15 protein-coding genes are annotated in these 18,000 nt (G+C 50.8%); 14 read left to right on the top strand and 1 reads right to left on the bottom strand.

Annotated features, from left to right (window positions below; all coding sequences use genetic code 11):
- The first annotated feature begins 71 nt into the window (after positions 1 to 71).
- The 5 genes from ACMGDE_RS00885 (at position 72) to ACMGDE_RS00865 (ending at position 8,286) form a co-directional block, all read left to right on the top strand.
- On the top strand, positions 72 to 3,422 hold the full coding sequence (locus ACMGDE_RS00885) for a TonB-dependent receptor (protein ID WP_436830858.1): 3,351 nt from the start codon (positions 72 to 74) through the stop codon (positions 3,420 to 3,422).
- A 12-nt stretch (positions 3,423 to 3,434) separates the two neighbouring features.
- On the top strand, positions 3,435 to 5,273 hold the full coding sequence (locus ACMGDE_RS00880) for a RagB/SusD family nutrient uptake outer membrane protein (protein ID WP_436830857.1): 1,839 nt from the start codon (positions 3,435 to 3,437) through the stop codon (positions 5,271 to 5,273).
- Positions 5,274 to 5,294: 21 nt separating this feature from the next.
- Entirely contained in the window at positions 5,295 to 6,224 is a 930-nt protein-coding gene (locus ACMGDE_RS00875; protein ID WP_436830856.1) for a DUF1735 domain-containing protein, read from the top strand.
- A 266-nt stretch (positions 6,225 to 6,490) separates the two neighbouring features.
- Complete coding sequence (locus ACMGDE_RS00870; protein ID WP_436830855.1) at positions 6,491 to 7,609, top strand: hypothetical protein; 1,119 nt, start codon at positions 6,491 to 6,493, stop codon at positions 7,607 to 7,609.
- Positions 7,610 to 7,686: 77 nt separating this feature from the next.
- On the top strand, positions 7,687 to 8,286 hold the full coding sequence (locus ACMGDE_RS00865; RefSeq protein ID WP_436830854.1) for a thioredoxin family protein: 600 nt from the start codon (positions 7,687 to 7,689) through the stop codon (positions 8,284 to 8,286).
- On the opposite strand, the gene ACMGDE_RS00860 is transcribed toward ACMGDE_RS00865, so the two are convergent.
- Positions 8,231 to 9,157: an isopenicillin N synthase family dioxygenase gene (locus ACMGDE_RS00860; protein WP_436830853.1), complete on the bottom strand. Its 927-nt coding sequence runs from the start codon at positions 9,155 to 9,157 to the stop codon at positions 8,231 to 8,233. The genes ACMGDE_RS00865 and ACMGDE_RS00860 overlap by 56 nt on opposite strands.
- A 106-nt stretch (positions 9,158 to 9,263) precedes the next feature.
- Here ACMGDE_RS00860 and ACMGDE_RS00855 point away from each other — a divergent pair, with 106 nt between their 5' ends.
- The 9 genes from ACMGDE_RS00855 to ACMGDE_RS00815 all read left to right on the top strand — a co-directional run bounded on the left by ACMGDE_RS00855 (position 9,264) and on the right by ACMGDE_RS00815 (position 17,977).
- A complete protein-coding gene (locus ACMGDE_RS00855; RefSeq protein WP_436830852.1) occupies positions 9,264 to 9,689 on the top strand; it encodes a type II toxin-antitoxin system VapC family toxin in 426 nt (141 codons plus the stop codon).
- Positions 9,690 to 9,789: 100 nt separating this feature from the next.
- Positions 9,790 to 10,224 (top strand): MarR family winged helix-turn-helix transcriptional regulator, encoded by a 435-nt coding sequence (locus tag ACMGDE_RS00850; protein ID WP_436830851.1) that lies wholly within the window; start codon positions 9,790 to 9,792, stop codon positions 10,222 to 10,224.
- Between the two features lie 22 nt (positions 10,225 to 10,246).
- Positions 10,247 to 12,676, top strand: a complete 2,430-nt coding sequence (locus tag ACMGDE_RS00845; protein ID WP_436830850.1) for a 3-hydroxyacyl-CoA dehydrogenase/enoyl-CoA hydratase family protein — start codon at positions 10,247 to 10,249, stop codon at positions 12,674 to 12,676.
- 85 nt (positions 12,677 to 12,761) lie between these two features.
- Positions 12,762 to 13,124 carry a four helix bundle protein gene (locus ACMGDE_RS00840; protein WP_436830849.1) on the top strand — a complete coding sequence of 121 codons (363 nt, stop codon included), beginning with the start codon at positions 12,762 to 12,764 and terminating at the stop codon, positions 13,122 to 13,124.
- Between the two features lie 76 nt (positions 13,125 to 13,200).
- Entirely contained in the window at positions 13,201 to 14,376 is a 1,176-nt protein-coding gene (locus ACMGDE_RS00835; RefSeq protein ID WP_436830848.1) for an acetyl-CoA C-acyltransferase, read from the top strand.
- Between the two features lie 71 nt (positions 14,377 to 14,447).
- Entirely contained in the window at positions 14,448 to 14,801 is a 354-nt protein-coding gene (locus tag ACMGDE_RS00830) for a four helix bundle protein (protein ID WP_436830847.1), read from the top strand.
- Positions 14,802 to 14,878: 77 nt separating this feature from the next.
- The gene (locus tag ACMGDE_RS00825; RefSeq protein ID WP_436830846.1) at positions 14,879 to 16,669 is read left to right on the top strand and encodes an acyl-CoA dehydrogenase FadE; all 1,791 of its coding nucleotides are present in this window, start codon (positions 14,879 to 14,881) and stop codon (positions 16,667 to 16,669) included.
- Between the two features lie 115 nt (positions 16,670 to 16,784).
- Positions 16,785 to 17,336, top strand: a complete 552-nt coding sequence (locus ACMGDE_RS00820) for an RNA polymerase sigma factor (protein WP_436830845.1) — start codon at positions 16,785 to 16,787, stop codon at positions 17,334 to 17,336.
- Positions 17,333 to 17,977: a hypothetical protein gene (locus tag ACMGDE_RS00815; RefSeq protein ID WP_436830844.1), complete on the top strand. Its 645-nt coding sequence runs from the start codon at positions 17,333 to 17,335 to the stop codon at positions 17,975 to 17,977. Before ACMGDE_RS00820 ends, ACMGDE_RS00815 begins: the two co-directional genes overlap by 4 nt.
- The last annotated feature ends 23 nt before the right edge of the window (positions 17,978 to 18,000 follow it).

Here is an 18,000-nt window from a genome sequence, read left to right as displayed (position 1 = left end):
AAAGTCCAAATGGCCAATACCTAGGTAGGTATCGATATGGCCATCACCTATTCAAAAAAATAGTTTTAACGATGAAACTAACGCTGATACTGGTGGGTGTGTTTTCGATGGCGGTGCAGGCCAGTACGCTCGCGCAGACGGTCAACTTGAATGCCAGGAATACCGCCATTGAATCCGTATTTAATGAAATCAAGAAACAGACGGGCTACCGGTTTATATACGAAGAGGGGCTGCTTTCCCAAGCGAAGAATGTAAACCTCAGGGCAAACAATGTGCAGTTGGCGGATGCGTTGCGGCAACTATTCGACGATCAACCGCTGACCTACCAGATACACGACGGGACGGTGGTGGTCAAACGGAAGCCCGCAACGACAACATCAATGGTGTATCGGCAGGAAACTGTCAAAGGCGTGGTGTATGATGAAGCGAGTACCCCGCTGGAGGGAGTGTCCGTACGAGTCGTAGGCAAACCGACCACCGCGATTACCAGCGCTGAAGGCGCATTTCAGATTATGGCGCTGAGGGGTGATAGCCTGGAGTTTTCGCATATCGGCTATGAGACCGTCAGGCACCTGGTAACCGGTGTTACACTTACGGTGAATATGCAGTTGAATGCAGACAATAGTCTAGAGGAAGTGGCAGTGGTCGCCTTCGGTACCCAGAAAAAAGTGAGCGTGGTCGGTTCGCAAGCTACCGTCCGGCCTTCGGAACTGAAGCAGCCGGTGCGGAACCTGACTAACGCGTTGGGTGGTCGCCTGGCAGGCCTGGTGTCTGTGCAACGAAGTGGTGAACCCGGCTTTGACGACGCGTCCATCTTTATCCGGGGAGTTTCTACCTTTAATAGTAGCCCGCGGACGCCACTAATGGTGGTTGATGGTGTGCCCGATAGGAGCATCAGTAATATTGATCCGGAAGATATCGAAAGTTTTACCATACTGAAAGATGCTTCTGCCACAGCGGTGTATGGTACCCGGGGTGCCAACGGGGTGATCATCGTGAATACTAAAAAAGGAAGGGACGGTAAGCCACTTATTACGGTGGAATATAATGAGGCCCGGACCAAATTTACCCAATTGCCGGAATTTATAGATGCGGTAGACTACATGAAGCTGTACAATGAGGGACGGCAGTTACGCGGATTGTCAACGACGTTCACCGACGAAGGCATTCAAAACTACGTAAACCAAACGGATCCGGATTTATATCCAAACATCGATTGGCTGGATGAAATTTTTGAAGACTATGGGGCTAATAGGCGTCTGAACCTGAGTATGCGCGGTGGGAGCCCTGCTGTGACTTACTATGTTTCGGCAGGCTATTACAATGAACAGGGGATGATTGTGAAAGACACAGAACAGACATTTAACGCTTCCCAAGCGTTAAACCGATTTAACTTCACATCTAACGTGAATGTAAATTTGACGAAGACGACTAAGTTGGATCTGGGGATCAATGGGTTTATCGTCAATTCCAATTTTCCGGCACCTCCGCCAAATAGAGATGATACGCAGTCTGCGGGATCTATCTTGTTTTATTACGCCACCAAGGTCGCACCGCACCGCATTCCGACACGGTATTCAAACGGCTTATGGCCCAAGGAACCCGGTACGTTCGCGAGCCCATTGATGTTTGCCACACAATCGGGTTATGGAGAGGAATATCGGAATACCACCCGCTCCAACCTGCGGCTTACCCAGGAATTGGATTTTCTGGTTGAGGGACTCTCGTTTACTTCCATGTTTGCCTTTGATGCCTATGCTGCCACTGGTCTTTACCGCAGGCGCACGCTGCCTACTTATTACATCGATTGGAACAACGGCGGGCGTGATGCAGACGGCAACCTCCTGACCGTATTGGCCACCGATGGGCAGACAACGCTTGATTATTCATCTGCGAAATCGACCAACCGCCGGTTCTATACGGAAAGCGCCTTCAATTACAACAATTCGTTTGGCGACCATTATGTGTCGGGTATGTTGCTATTCAACCAGTCTGATTATGTAAACGGTGACGCCACAAGCATCGAAGGAGCGATTGCATTCCGGAACCGGGGCCTGGTGGGCCGCGCCACGTATGGGTACCAAGATAAGTATTTCCTAGAGGGCAATTTTGGCTATACCGGGTCGGAAAACTTCACGCCCGAAAACCGTTTCGGTTTTTTCCCTTCGGTAGGAGCCGGTTGGGTAGTTTCCAATGAGGGTTTCTTTGAAAACGCCAAGGATGTGATCAACCACTTGAAACTGCGCTATTCCTATGGGCTTTCAGGCAACAGCAATGTGGATGACCGTTTCCTATTCCTCGACCAGATGGACAGCGGCGATGGTTATACCTATGGCCAAGTGGGTTCCACCATTGGATATGGTGGCTGGAACGAGGCGTTAATCGGTAATGATGTCACTTGGGAGACCTCCTACCGCCATAACCTTGGGTTGGAGATCAACACCCTGGGCAACGATTTGCAGCTGGTTGCTGAGGTATTCAAAGAACGGCGGGAAGGTATCCTCATCAGGGATAAAACAGTGCCTTATGCATCGGGGTTTACCGACAGTAACCTTCCCTATTCCAACGTGGGTATCACCGAAAACAAAGGGGTTGATGTGAGCCTGACCTACAACAAAAGTTTCGGGAACGAATCCTTTATTATGTTCAACGGTAATTTCAATTACAATGTGAACAGGAATATCTATGATGGCCTTCCGCCGTGGCAATACCCTTGGTTGGATCGACAAGGGCATTCCATAGACCAGCGGTTTGGACTACTTGCCCTTGGCCTCTTTGAGAGCGAGCAAGAAGTGGCAGCTTCGCCCCAGCAATCCGGCGATGTGCGCGCGGGCGACATCAAGTATGCCGATGTCAATGGGGACGGCTTGATCAACGCTTATGATGAAGTGGCTATTGGTTACGGTGCGGTTCCACGAATTCTCTACGGACTGAACTTCGGCTTCGGGTACAAAGGGTTTGATCTGGGGTTGTTTTTTCAAGGCGCCGGGCAGGTGGATTTTATGTACAATACCTATTCAAACGATTTGTTAGAAGCCACCCAACCTTTCTCCCAAGGGCCGACCTATGGCAGCTTTTATACCACGATGTTGGATCGCTGGACCCCAGATTCAGGCAATGATAGGCCATTCTACCCGCGGCTTTCTACCAACAGTACGCTAACCACCAACTACAACAGTAACTCTTGGTGGGTGTATCGGGCTGACTACCTTCGCCTGAAAAGCGCCGAGTTGGGGTATAATTTTGGCCCTAGCACTTTTCAGAAATATGGCGTGTCCAAAATGCGTTTCTATGTCAATGGCACAAACCTGCTCACCTGGTCAAGATGGAAAGTATGGGATCCGGAACTGGGCGATGGACGTGGGGCAGCCTATCCCAATACATCGAATTATAATATTGGAGTACGTGTCACTTTTAACTAAAAAACAAGCATCATGTTTAGACATAATATTATCCGAAATAGCAGCATGCTAACATCGATACTGGCATTGTGCTTCGGTTCATGCAATGATTATTTTGATGAAGTACCTGACAATATCGTTACGATTGACCAGATTTTTGTTAACCGGAATCAAACCATCGAGTGGTTGGCCGGGGTATATAGTTACGTTCCCGATCCTTGGGACCAACCTTTCAACACGCATCGGGAATCCACATGGCCGGCTATGACCGATGAGTTGGATTATGCCTGGGATGAAACTGGCGATGCCGTGGTGGCTGGATTGAATCTGCAACCCAACAACGATGATGTGTTCAATATTTACAGCAGGTATTATCAGGGCATCCGCAAGGCTAACATTTTCCTGCAAAATGTAGATCGGAATATAGAAATCGTTGCGCAGGATGGTCAGGAGCGTGTAACACAATACAAGGGCGAAGCCCGGTTCCTACGGGCTTACTACTATTTTCAGCTGATGAAGATTTACGGTCCCGTGGTGCTGATGGGCGATGAGGCTGGCACAACAGATACGGACTTCCAGAAGCCTAGGAGCACTTGGCAGGAATGCGTGGACTATGTGATGACCGAATTGGAGCTGGCCAAGGCCGATGTGCCGGCTCAGCACCTGGATGGCAACAATAGTCCCGATCTGTTCCAGGTTGGGCGCATAACCAAAGGTATCGTGATGGCCGTGCAGTCGCAGGTATTGCTATTCAACGCCAGCCCCTTGTTCAACGGCAATACGGAACTAGCCGATTTCAGGAATCCCGAAGGAAATACATTGATTCCCCAAACGTATGATGCGACCAAATGGGCGGCGGCAGCCGACGCAGCCAAGGCCGTGATAGACTTGGGAACATGGAGCTTATATGAGGAAAACGATGCAGATCCCTTTCGCAAGGCCTATCTTTCTACCCGTAATGTGTTTTGGGCCGGATGTTATACGGAAGGGATCTGGTTGCGCCCGTCGTCTACTTATCAACATAGCTGGGAGCGGCACGCATCGCCACGAAACACCAGCGGGCAGGCATGGAATGGCATCGCTCCGTTCCAGGAAGTTGTGGATGCTTTCCGCATGGAAAACGGGCTTACCATTGACAACTCCGCCGCCGGTTATACCGAAAATGGTTTCGCCCCGGGTAAATCTGGTTATTACGTAGACAACACCAGCAATATGTATGTAGGTCGCGAACCTCGCTTCTACGCCTATATTACCTTTAGCGGGGCCACCCTGCCCACGGTGCCTGCCAGCGGTCAAACCCATGTGCAGTTTTTCAATACCGGCAACAACGGTAAAGCCAATGCGCCCCGGGACTGGCCCATCAGCGGATACACAGCAAGGAAGAATATTCACCCAACCGTCAATTTCAGTCCGATAACCACAGCCTCCAGACCAGCCATGCTGATCCGCTTGTCTGAAATCTACCTCAACTATGCCGAGGCGCTCAACGAATACGATCCCGGGAATCCGGATATCTTGACATATCTGAACGCCGTGCGCAACCGCGGCGGAATCCCCAGCCTTGCTGCCGGAAGCTCACAGGCGGAAATGCGCGAACATATACGCAACGAAAGGCGGGTCGAATTGTGCTTTGAAGGTCAGCGGTACTTTGATGTGCGCCGGTGGAAAACCGTTACGACGCCTGAAGACCACCAAGGAGGGGAGTTTTATGGGATGAATATGGATGCGGGTACATCGCTAACCGACCCTTCATTTTACGAACGTATAGTCGTTTTGCGGAAACCCGGTTGGAACCGTCGCAATTATTTCTGGCCTATACCGCAGGCTGAAATCGATCGGAACAAGCAGTTGGTTCAATTTCCAGGCTATTGATTAACCCTAAATACAGCAATCATGAAACGATATCCATATTCACTCGCGGCGCTTTGCGCCACGACCTTGCTTTTTGCTTGTGAGGCTAACGACCCCTATGATTATTCGGATTTGACCGGACATACGGCGCTGATCATGCCGCAGGCTGCCAAAAGTGCCAATTTTGTGAATCTGTCGATTTCCCAGCCGTTTCCGGGCGAACCGGATAGTCTATTTACAAGTGCTTTCAGCGCCTATTTGCCGGGCGTACATGCCGCAACGGCAGACATTGAAGTGGAATTTGAGGTAGATTACAGTACATTGGATTCACTCAATGACATCGAGGTCTCTAGCGGAAGACTCCCATACCAGCCCCTGCCAGATAGCGTGTATACCCTATCCGGGTTGGAGTCTGTTATCCCGGCCAAAGGTAGGTCAAGCGGTGTGCTCAGCGTAGCGATAAACAACGGCAAGCTACAGGCGGGCGAGCGGTATATTTTGCCCGTCACCCTGAAAAGCGCGTCACCGGGTTTTGAGATTAACCCCCGTCTGTCGACTACTTTCTTTGCTGTTACGGGGGTAGATCCCATCAGTGGCACGTATCAGGTTACGGGTACAGCCGCACTTTACGGAGGAGACGATAGTTCGATGGGCGATTATAGTTTTGACCTGGATAAGACCGTCGAAAAGGTGACCGATACCGATTATCGGATCAGCATGGTGATCGATGGTGGTGCAGCGGTAGTGGGAGGCAACGGATGGAGCCCTGAATCGCTCTTTATCGCGCGCATTAACCCGGATAATACCGTGAATGTTTCCGGCGAATTGGCGGACTTCGGTCCAGGGCCGATTGTCGATTACGGCGAAGTCTCCACATTCGATGCCAGCACCCGTACATTTACGCTGAATTATAAGGTGACGGTTTATGGTTGGTATTACCTAATCGTAACGGAGACCTATGTCAAGCGATGATGAAGGTGAAAAAGGACAACGACGTTAAGTAGTAAGTGATTCGGCCGTACCCGGTTTAATTCCAAACCGGGTACGGCTTAGTTACGATTTCGAACAGCTTAATGAGCAACTGAAAACAGTGGTGGATACACCGGTATTGGAAAATAGAATGCCGATGAAATCGTAAAGTATGAAGTGTTTTAGTTGAAAATCCTTCACCCTTTTTTCATGTTCATGTGCCTTAGTAAAAGGGGTAGTGAAATAACGTGATCATTAATAACAAAAATATGAAAAGAAATGAAGTAGGTGGACTAACCAAATTTTTACGGGTATTCAGGGCGGTGGATGCGCGTTACTTCTGTTTTACAGCCGTAGCTGTCGCGAACACCTCATTATCCATCAGCTTTATATTGGCTGGAATCGCTACCGCCAGCGGACAAACGCAAGAAGAATTGAAGAAAAAATACGAATCGTCCGACATACAGGAAGAAATCGAGAAAAAACTAGCATCGGACAATGTATATCCGGACAGTGTGATCATACCACCATTGCATTACATCAATACAGCCGTTTTATTGGATTCGGCAATAGCGGATTTCCATAGCATCAGCATAGACATTGAAGTGAAGAATGAGCTGCCGGATAGCTACCGGTTTTACATTTCTCCCTTTAACATGTCATTCAACCGGATGCCCTTTTATTGCGGTATTCAAACCATGTCGGGGGGAACTTCTGTCAGCACCCAACAACATGAAGACATCGGGCGTGGCGGCATTTTCTCACGATGGATGGAGCGGGACACAGGTGCCCTGAAAACGGATGGCTACTATGCGAGCAGTGATGGGGAAGGGGATTTCATCGGTGTGCGCAATAAGGTGGCCTGGGGCAAAGGGAAATACCGGGTCACGCTTGCCAAAACCGGGTATGTGCCAGATAAGGCAGTGCCGGATAGCGCGACACGGCAAGACCTGATTTTTGCTTGGGGGGAATATGAGCACAGCTGGGTGACCATGACGGTGGAAGACCTGTCAACAGGAGCCACGACTACCATCGGCTCGCTGGCCTTCCCCGGTAATCGGCTGCGGATGGATGGTGCATTTACCATTTTTCTGGAACAATACGGCCATTACATTGATTTTGTTAAAGGGCGGAATCTTCCCCATTCCATGTACTATGCCGATCTTCCGGTGGCGCATATTGTATTTGACCGCATCGCGGTGAATGGGAACGTGATCGCGCCTAAAGGGGTCACTACCTATCACAACCGCACGCATCATCCGGAACAAAAGAAAGTGGCCATGCCCATCCCGCTGCTTTCGCAAGTGGTGTATGACCCGGCATCGGGCACCATTGACTGTGTGGTGGGTAAATTTGTGGCTTGGGAAACGCCCAGTCAGGCGCAATGATGATTTGACATTCATACGACGGATGTCGTTTGTGAGTAGCGTATTTTCGCTGCTTGTATCACAAACGTATATGTAACATGGATTTTCCTGCCTACTTACTTGAATTCGAACGTATAGTGGATGACCCGGCACCCCTTGCTCCTTATAATAATCCGGCTTATATGGAGTACACCCGCCTTAACTGGTCGCGGATGAACCGCTGGCTTAAGAAAGGGGAGCTGACAGAATTGCTAACAAAGCTGGTTAAGGACATTTCCCAACCCCAGCAATGGACCGTGATCACCGAACCTTGGTGTGGGGATGCAGCACATTCGGTACCATTCATCCAATTGGGCGCGCAGTTGAATCCGATGATCACCGTAGACTATGAACTGCGGGACTCGCCGCCTTTCCACATTGAATCGTATCTTACCGCTGGCAGCAGGTCAATACCCAAGTTGATTATCCGCGATACCCATGGCACTGACCTGGCCACTTGGGGACCGAGACCCACGGGTTGTCAGCTGCTGTACGACCGGCTGAAAACCGAAGGTGCGGACTTTGAAACGCAAAAAATAGCGTTGCAGAAATGGTATAATGAGGATAGGGGGTTGTCGGTGCAGGCGGAGCTTGCCGCGTTGCTTACATCTTCAACCCAATCTCCCGGAGCCGCTCATCCAGGTATTCCCCTGCCGTAACATCGGCATAAGCCTTTGGGTGCTCGGCATCGATACAACCGTCCAATGCGGCAAGGCTCATGTCGGATTTGGGGTGCAGGAAGAACGGCACTGAAAAACGAGAGGTCTTCATGAGTTCACGCGGAGGGTTCACCACCCGGTGCGTGGTTGATTTCAAGTTGTTGTTCGTGAGGCGCTGTAGCATGTCGCCCACATTCACCACGATGTCTTCGCCATGGGCTTTCACCGGATACCAGGTGCCTTCGCGGGTGAGCACTTCCAGTCCATCAGCGCTGGCACCGATGAGGAGTGTGATGAGGTTGATATCTTCGTGCGCCCCGGCGCGCACGGCGTCATCAGGGAGGCTGTCGGGATCTTCGATGGGGAAATAGTGGATGGCGCGCAGGATGGAATTGCCCTGGATGACTTTTGGCTCGAAATAGTCTTCCTGTAAGCCTAGATATACTGCAATAGCCTTGAGCAGCTCGCGTCCGGCTGCTTCCAGCCGACGGTACACGTCGCCCGTGACGACATCAAAGCGTGGAAGCTCATCCACAACGGGATTTTCATCTTGCCCGCGCTGCCAGAATTCCTTCAGATCCGGCACCTTGGCATCCTTGGCTTTTTCCTTCCCCTTCGATGTATAGCCCCGCTGGCCCGCGAGGCCGGGAATCTCGTATTTCAATTTGGTCGTTTCCGGTAGGGAGAAGAACGCTTGTACGACTTCATACAGCTCGGTAATCAGCGCCTTGTCCATGCCATGGTTGGCGATGGTCACGAAACCGGTCTCGTTAAACGCTTTGCCGATCTCCTGTGAAAATTGATGGCGCTGTTCGGCCGATCCTTGTGTATAGTGATGCAAATCCAGCCGGGGGATATTTACTGTAGGCATAACCTTGTGAAGTTTTTTGTAAAGATAATGGTTTTTGGGAATTTGCAAGGCCATTTGATTACCGTAAAGAACTTGCCAAAGGATTATCCGAGAAATACCTATAGCCATGACAAGGGTACTGATTGATACGGATGTTCTCCTTGATTTCTTTTTTGATAGGCACCCTTTTTCAGAACATGCGGCAAATGTGCTCTCGCTTTGTGAAGCCAACGTGATTAACGGATTCATTACACCGGTGATTTGCAGTAATGTGTATTATTTGCTTAGGCGGACGGCGAAGCATGAACAGGTCATTGCTAGACTGAGGCAGTTGTTTATCATTATTGATGTATTGGCCATCGATAAGAGCGTTATTATACAGGCAATGGATTCAACCTTCAAAGACTTTGAAGATGCTTTACAGCACTATGCAGCATTGTCTAATGGAGGAGTCGATTTAATTCTAACACGGAATATCAAAGACTACAAGGGTAGTTCATTGAGTGTAATGACGCCTGAAAGCTACCTGAAAATCGTTGGTTCGCAGCCATAACCCGAATCCGCTCCGACCCGTACACTATTTTCCACAAAAATTTGCATTCCCAAAATATTCCCGCTAAATTTGCTATGCAAGCATAGTATTTGGGCGTGAGATGACGAATGATTACAATACCATTGATTATTACCTAAAGGCTGCATGGCAGTCGGCCGCCAATAAGTATAACCAGATCGCTGCCCGTTTCGGGATTACGCAGGCTACGGGCTATGTGCTCATCCACATTCATAAAGAAGGGACAGCGGTATCGCAGCTTGCTAACCTCTTGGGCGTGAAAACAACCAGTTTATCACGTATCCTCAACAATTTAGAGGTCATGGGGTTAATCTATCGGGAGACGAACAGCGCCGATAAGCGTTCGGTGAAGGTGTTCCTGACCGATCTGGGCAACGAGAAGCGGGAGCTTGCCAAAGATGTGGTCCGGAAGTTTAATGCCTATCTGGACGAACACCTCTCCGGCGAAGAGCGTGCGGCGCTCGTCAATACATTGAAACGCGTTAACCAACTGGCTATGGAATATAGTCCCGAGTAATTCGATTAAACCTATACGTATTATGATAAACAGAAGCATCAAAAAAGTAGCGGTATTGGGTTCGGGCGTGATGGGTTCGCGTATCGCGTGCCACTTTGCCAACATCGGCGTGGAGGTACTGCTGCTGGATATTGTACCCCGGGAGCTATTGCCCACCGAGGAAGCCAAGGGCCTGACACTGGAAAGTAAGGCGGTGCGCAACCGCATGGTCAACCAATCGCTCGATACGGCCATCAAGAGTAATCCGTCGCCGATATTTAGCGCACGCAGCGCCAGGCTGATCACGACGGGAAATTTCGATGATGATATGGCGGCCATCGCGTCGGCGGATTGGGTCATTGAAGTGGTGGTGGAGCGCTTGGATATCAAACAGCAGGTGTTTGATCAGGTCGAGCAGCATCGCAAACCCGGTACGCTGGTCACCTCCAATACCTCGGGTATTCCCATTCACCTGATGGGTGAGGGGAGGAGTGATGATTTCAGAAGGCATTTCTGCGGCACCCACTTCTTCAACCCACCTCGATACCTGCGTCTGCTGGAGATCATTCCCACATCGGATACCAAACCGGAGGTGGTGGATTTCCTGATGCATTATGGCGATAAGTTCCTTGGAAAAACCACGGTATTGTGCAAGGATACGCCGGCATTTATCGGCAACCGGATCGGTGTTTATTCGATGCTGGCACTCACCCACCTGGTGGAACAGCTTGGCCTTACCGTGGAGGAGGTGGATAAATTTACCGGACCGGCAATGGGTCATCCTAAGTCGGCTACGTTTCGCACCGCCGATGTGGTGGGACTGGATACGTTGGTGAATGTCGCCAATGGACTTGCCGAAAATGCAAAGGGCGATGAAGCCAAAGGCGTATTCCAATTGCCGGCTTATCTCCAGCAGATGGTCGAAAAGAAATGGCTGGGCGAAAAAAGCGGACAGGGTTTCTACAAGAAAATAAAGGACGATAAGGGCAACAGCGAAATCTTGGCGCTTGACCTGAAGACGTTGGAATACCGGAAACAGGATAAGGTGAAGTCTGCCACCTTGGAGGCGACCAAACCGGTCGACGATATCCGAAAGCGGATGAAGGTGTATGAGCAGGGAACGGATAAAGCCGGTGCGTTTTTCCGTGCCATGCACTACCCGCTGTTTGAGTATGTGTCGCGGCGTGTGCCGGAGATCACGGACGAATTTTTCCGTATCGATGATGCCATGCGTGCCGGGTTCGGTTGGGAGTTGGGGCCTTTTGAGGTGTGGGATGCGCTTGGGGTGAAAGAAACGATCGAAAAAATCAAGACCGAAGAGCAGCGCGTGCCCGGGCACAGCGGAGAAGTGGCGACCTGGGTGCAGGACATGCTGGCGGCCGGCCATGATTCATTCTATAAGGTTGAAAATGGTGTCAGGCAGTACTATGACCTGCAAAGCAAGTCTTATAAGCCCATTCCCGGTGCCGAAAGCTTCATCATCCTGGATAACATCCGCGGCCAGAAGACGGTCTGGAAAAACAGCGGCGTCACCGTCACCGATCTGGGTGACGGTATCCTCAATGCCGAGTTCCATACCAAGATGAACACCATCGGTGGGGATGTCATCCAGGGGCTGCATAAGGCTATCGATCTGGCCGAGCAGGATTTCCGCGGCTTGGTCATCGCCAATGACGGGGCCAATTTCTCCGCAGGGGCCAATATCGGCATGATCTTCATGATGGCGGTGGAGCAGGACTACAACGAGCTGAACATGGCAGTGAAAACGTTCCAACAAACGTCCATGCGGCTCCGGTATTCGTCTATTCCAGTCGTTGCGGCGCCGTTTGCACTTACATTGGGCGGGGGGTGCGAATTTTCCATGCACGCGGATTTCGTGCAGCTCCATGCGGAGACGTATATGGGGTTGGTCGAGTTCGGTGTGGGGGTCATTCCCGGCGGCGGCGGGTCGAAGGAGTTTGCGCTGCGTGCTGCTGACGAATTTAGGGAAGGACAGATTGAGCAGCAGGTACTGCGCGAACGTTTCCTCACCGTTGGGCAGGCTAAAGTGTCCACTTCGGCGGTCGAAGCGTTTGAATTGGGTTATTTGCAAGCAGGTAAGTATGCCATTAGTATGAATCGCAGTCGGCTGCTGGCCGATGCGAAAGCAAAAGCCATTGAATTGGCCGGGGCAGGCTACGTCCAGCCGATGCCACGCAAGGACATCAGGGTGCTCGGCAAACAGGGATTGGGCATTGTGTATGCCGGAGCCAATTCCATGCGTGCGGGTCATTATATCTCGGAGCACGACCAGCTGATTTCCGAAAAGCTGGGTTGGGTGATGTGCGGCGGCGACCTGTCATCGCCTACGGAAGTGTCGGAAGAATACCTGTTGGATCTGGAACGCGAAGCGTTTCTGTCCCTATGCGGAGAGCGCAAGACGCTGGAACGCATACAGCATATGCTGACGACGGGGAAGGCGTTACGGAATTAGTGTTGAGGCGGGAGGCGGGAGACGAGAGACATTAGACGGGAGACATTAGACATTAGACATTAGACAAGAGACATCAGACATTAGCATGGGATTACATAATCTGAAAGAGATCAAGGTGTGGCAGAAGGCCGTTGATTTAGCTACGTTGGTTTATACGGCGGTATCGGAATTTCCTGCAGAAGAACGGTACGGTTTGACAAGTCAGATGAAAAGAGCTGTTGTTTCTATTGCGTCAAATATAGGTGAGGGGGCGGGAAGAAACTCCGACAAAGAATTTGTTCATTTTTTGGGTATTGCCAAAGGCTCTTCATTCGAATTAATGACGCAGCTTTTTATATCCAATCAACTGGGTCTTATCAGTAATGAGATTTTGGTTGATTTAATTGATAAGATTGATGAGCTTCAACGAATGATTCATGGATTTCAGAGTAAATTAAACAGGTATTAATATTACGTAGGCATTGACCTTTTTGGCACTTGAAAGGAGTCTGATGTCTGACGTCTCAAATCTTAAGTCTAAAAATATGGAAGCATACATCATAGCAGGATACAGAACAGCCGTGGGCAAAGCACCGCGCGGGGTCTTCCGTTTTACGCGGGCAGACGACCTCGCCGCAGATGTGATCAAGCACCTGATGGCTTCTGTGCCTAACCTCAACGAGGAGGAGATAGACGACGTGATCGTGGGCAACGCCACGCCGGAAGCCGAACAGGGGCTCAACATCGGCAGGATGGTTTCGTTGATGGGGCTGGATACCGAGAAGGTGCCGGGCGCGACGATCAACCGCTACTGTGCCTCAGGTTTGGAAACCATCGCCACAGCGGTGGCCAAGATCAAGGCCGGGATGGCAGATGCCATCATCGCCGGGGGTGTGGAAGTGATGTCGGGTATGCCCTTTGGCGGATGGAAATTAGTGCCTAATCCAGAAGTCGCCAAGCATCATCCAGATTGGTATTGGGGCATGGGACTGACCGCTGAGGCGGTGGCCAAGGAATATCAGGTGAGCCGGGAGGATCAGGATGCGTTTGCACTGAAATCGCACCAGAAAGCCGTGGCAGCCATCAAAGAAGGGAGGCTCAAGGACGGCGTAGTGCCGATTACCGTGAAGGAAAACTACCTCGAGGGCGGCAAGAAGATCAAGACCCGCGAATATGTGGTGGATACGGATGAAGGTCCGCGTGCGGATACCAACCTCGAGGTGTTGGCTAAGTTGAAACCGGTGTTTGCCGCAGGGGGCAGTGTCACCGCCGGCAACTCGTCCCAAACGTCGGACGGGGCGGCATTTGTGCTGGTGGTATCCGAGCGGAAATTGAAGGAATTGAATGTGCAGCCCATTGCCCGCCTGGTGAGCTATGGTGTGGCGGGGGTGCCGCCAAGGATCATGGGCATCGGCCCCATCGTGGCGATTCCGAAGGCACTCCAGATGGCCGGAATGAAATTGGACGATATGAGCCTCATCGAATTGAACGAAGCGTTTGCCTCCCAGTCATTGGCGGTCATACGGGAACTGGGTATCAATCCCGATATCCTGAATGTGAATGGCGGAGCGATTGCACTGGGCCATCCGCTGGGCTGTACCGGCGCAAAACTCACTGTGCAGCTTTTCGGCGAACTGAAACGACGAAACGAACGATATGGTATGGTGACGATGTGTGTCGGGACCGGACAGGGTGCAGCGGGGATTTTTGAGATGCTTTGATTGAAATATGAATCAAGGATTGAGGAACAAGGATTGAGGAACAAGGATTAAGGAACAAGGATTGAGGACTGATGCACAATTTTAGGCAATTGGATATATGGAAGGAATCCATGCTATTGGTTAAGCAGGTATATGTGCAAACAGGCGATTTTCCTGAGGGCGAAAAATATGGATTAATTAGTCAGTTAAGAAGATGCAGTGTATCTATTCCGTCAAATATCGCTGAGGGCTCATCAAGGAATTCGAATAAGGAGTTTTCTTATTTCCTTCGTGTAGCACTTGGTTCATCGTTTGAATTGGAAACGCAGATTATTTTAGCCAGTGAGCTTGATTTTATTCCCGATCATAGACTGACAGAATTGACAAAGCAGATTGTAGTGATTCAGAAGAAAATAACTAATTTTTTGAAAACTTTGGAGAAATGATAACACAGAAACAGTCCGTCGTCGTTGTTCCTTTCCTTGTTCTTTGTTCCTTTATCTTTAATCAATACTAAAAAACTATGGCACCTGAAACAAAAAACATAATAAAAGGCGGAGAATTTGTAATTCGGGAGACACCATATAACGATATCTTCATTCCCGAAGAATTCGATGAAGAGCAGGTCATGATCCGGCAAACCTGCGCGGATTTCCTCGAGGCAGAGGTGTTCCCCAATCTCGACCGCATTGATGCGCAGGAAGAAGGGCTGATGCAGACCCTGCTGGATAAAGCCGGTGAATTAGGCCTGCTGGGTGTGTCGGTCCCCGAAGTATACGGCGGGTTTGGGAAAAACTTCAACACCGCCATGTTGGTAGCCGATGTCATCGGCGCGGGGCATTCCTTTGCGGTGGCCCTTTCGGCGCATACCGGTATCGGTACACTGCCCATCCTGTATTATGGCAATGATGCCCAGAAAGAAAAATACATCCCTAAGCTGGCCACGGGTGAATGGAAGGCGGCGTATTGTCTCACCGAACCCAACTCGGGCTCGGATGCCAACTCGGGCCGTAGCAGTGCCAAGCTGAACGCCGAAGGCACGCACTACCTGCTCAACGGACAGAAGATGTGGATTACGAATGGCGGTTTTGCCGATGTATTCATCGTGTTTGCCAAGATTGATGACGATAAGAACCTGACCGCATTCATTGTGGAACGGACGTTCGGAGGGATCACGATGAATCCGGAGGAGCATAAGCTGGGTATCAAGGGTTCTTCCACCCGACAGGTGTTTTTCAACGACTGTCCCGTGCCGGTGGAGAACATGCTCTCCGAGCGGGAGAATGGCTTCAAGATCGCCGTCAACATCTTGAATGTAGGGCGCATTAAACTGGCGGCCTCCGCGATCGGCTCATCGCGGCGGGTCATCAACCAAGCGGTTGGCTATGCCAATGAGCGGGTGCAATTCGGGCTGCCCATTTCCAAGTTCGGTGCCATACGCCATAAGCTGGCCGAGATGGCTACGCACAACTTCGCCGTGGAAAGTGCCGCCTACCGCGCGGGACAAAACATCGATGACGCCTACGATGCCCTGGTGGCGGGCGGGATGGATGCCGCTAAGGCCAAGCTCAAAGCGACGGAGCAGTTTGCCATTGAATGTGCCATATTGAAAGTATGGGGGTCGGAGATGCTCGATTATGTGGTGGATGAGGGGGTGCAGATCTACGGGGGAATGGGCTACTCGGCCGATGCCCCGATGGAACGGGCCTACCGTGATTCACGCATCAACCGTATTTTTGAGGGGACCAACGAGGTAAACCGCCTGCTCATCGTGGACATGCTGCTCAAGCGGGCGCTCAAGGGCGAGCTGGATTTAATGGGACCGGCGCAGGCGGTCGCGGCGGAACTGATGGCCGTTCCTGCATTTGGGGATGCGGATGACACGCCTTTAGCCTATGAAAAGAAGATCATTGCCAACCTCAAGAAAGCCGGTTTGCTAGTGGCAGGGGCCGCCGTACAGAAACTGATGATGACCTTGCAGAAGGAGCAGGAGATCCTGATGAATATCGCAGATATGATCGGGTATGTTTACTTGGCCGAATCTACGTTGCTGCGCGTGGAAAAACTGACTGAACAGCGGGGCGCTGATGCGGTACAGGGGCAACTGGATATGGCGCAGATTTGCCTGCACACGGCAGTCGATGCGGTTTACCTTGCAGGCAAAGAAGCGCTCAATGCCTTTGCCGAGGGTGATGAGCTGAAAATGATGCTGATGGGATTGCGCCGCTTTACCAAAGCTGAACCTTATAATATTAAAGATGCTCGCCAGCGGGTAGCAAAACAACTGGTTGACGCAAATGGCTGGTGTTTCTAACTGCACACTACCAATGATTCACAAACACATGAATGCGGAGCCGGGGCGATGAAAATCGTTCCGGCTTTTATGGAAAAGCGCGTCGGTGTGCATCTATCACTAAAGAAGGGGCACAATGGTCAATAGCGAGCAGAGCCTTTTAGAAGGATATAAAAGGACCGGGGATTTGCAATTGCTCGGCAAATTGTATGAACCTTATATGCCGCTGATCTACGGGTTGTGCTTCAAATACTATAAAGACGAAACGAAAAGTGAAGACGCCGTGATGCAGATTTTCGAGTCGCTGATCACTAAATTGCGTATCCACGAAGTCAGCCATTTCAAAAGCTGGCTGTATACATTGGCACGCAACCATTGTTTGATGGATTTGCGCGTGGCCAACCGCCTCAACACGGTCGACATCGATGAGCACCTGGTGGAAAGCGATGTATTGCTGCATCAACAGCATCGGGAGGAACGGATTCCGGAGGAGCGGCTGGTGTTGATGGAATCCTGTTTGGAAAAGCTCAACGAGGAGCAGCAGCGGTGCATCCGGCTATTTTACTTAGAGCAGAAATGTTATAAGGAAGTTGCCGAAAGGACGGGATATGATATCAATAAGGTGAAGAGCCATATTCAAAATGGCAAACGGAATCTCAAAATTTGCATGGATAGCAAGCAAGGATGAACAACCATTACCATATTATTCGGATACAGCAATACCTCAACGGGGAATTGGGTAGGGATGAAATGTACCAACTCGAACGGGAAGCGCTTGATGATCCGTTGCTGCAAGATGCCATCGATGGGTACCGGATGCAACAGGAAGTCAGCCACCGTCAGCTGAGTCTGTTGCAGCAGCGTTTGGCAGCCCGTATCGCCGGGCAGGCCAAAGAACGCAATGCCTTTTATTTTGGGTGGCAGCGTCTGGCGGTAGCGGCCACGGCCTGCGTGATGATGGTGCTGGTGTTGGTATTGCTTTGGATGCGCAATTACCCAGAACGGCAGCAAACGGGCGAAAAAGAAGTGCAGGTGGAACTGGCACCCGACGCGCGGATTCATGCCGCTGCGGTGAACGCTGCCGGCTTTGACGCACAGCCCCGGGGCGGGTGGCAGCTGTTTAATGAATACCTGGCTGAAAGCAGCGGCGGATTATCCGCTACAGGAGAAGTGACGCTCACGTTTAAGATCGACGCATCGGGAAAACCGACCGCGGTGGAGGAAATCGGAAAAGCAGACGAAGAACTGCTTGCTGAAGCCCGGCGGTTGCTCGAACGGGGGCCTAAATGGGAGGGAAAAGCGGGGAAAATTAAGCTGATGTTTCCATGATGGGGTGAACGAAGAGCTCTACC

It is taken from the genome of Parapedobacter brassicae, from assembly GCF_051400755.1.
Taxonomy (GTDB): domain Bacteria; phylum Bacteroidota; class Bacteroidia; order Sphingobacteriales; family Sphingobacteriaceae; genus Parapedobacter.
Note: the sequence above shows the minus strand (reverse complement) of the source record. Positions and strands in the feature narration are given on the sequence as shown.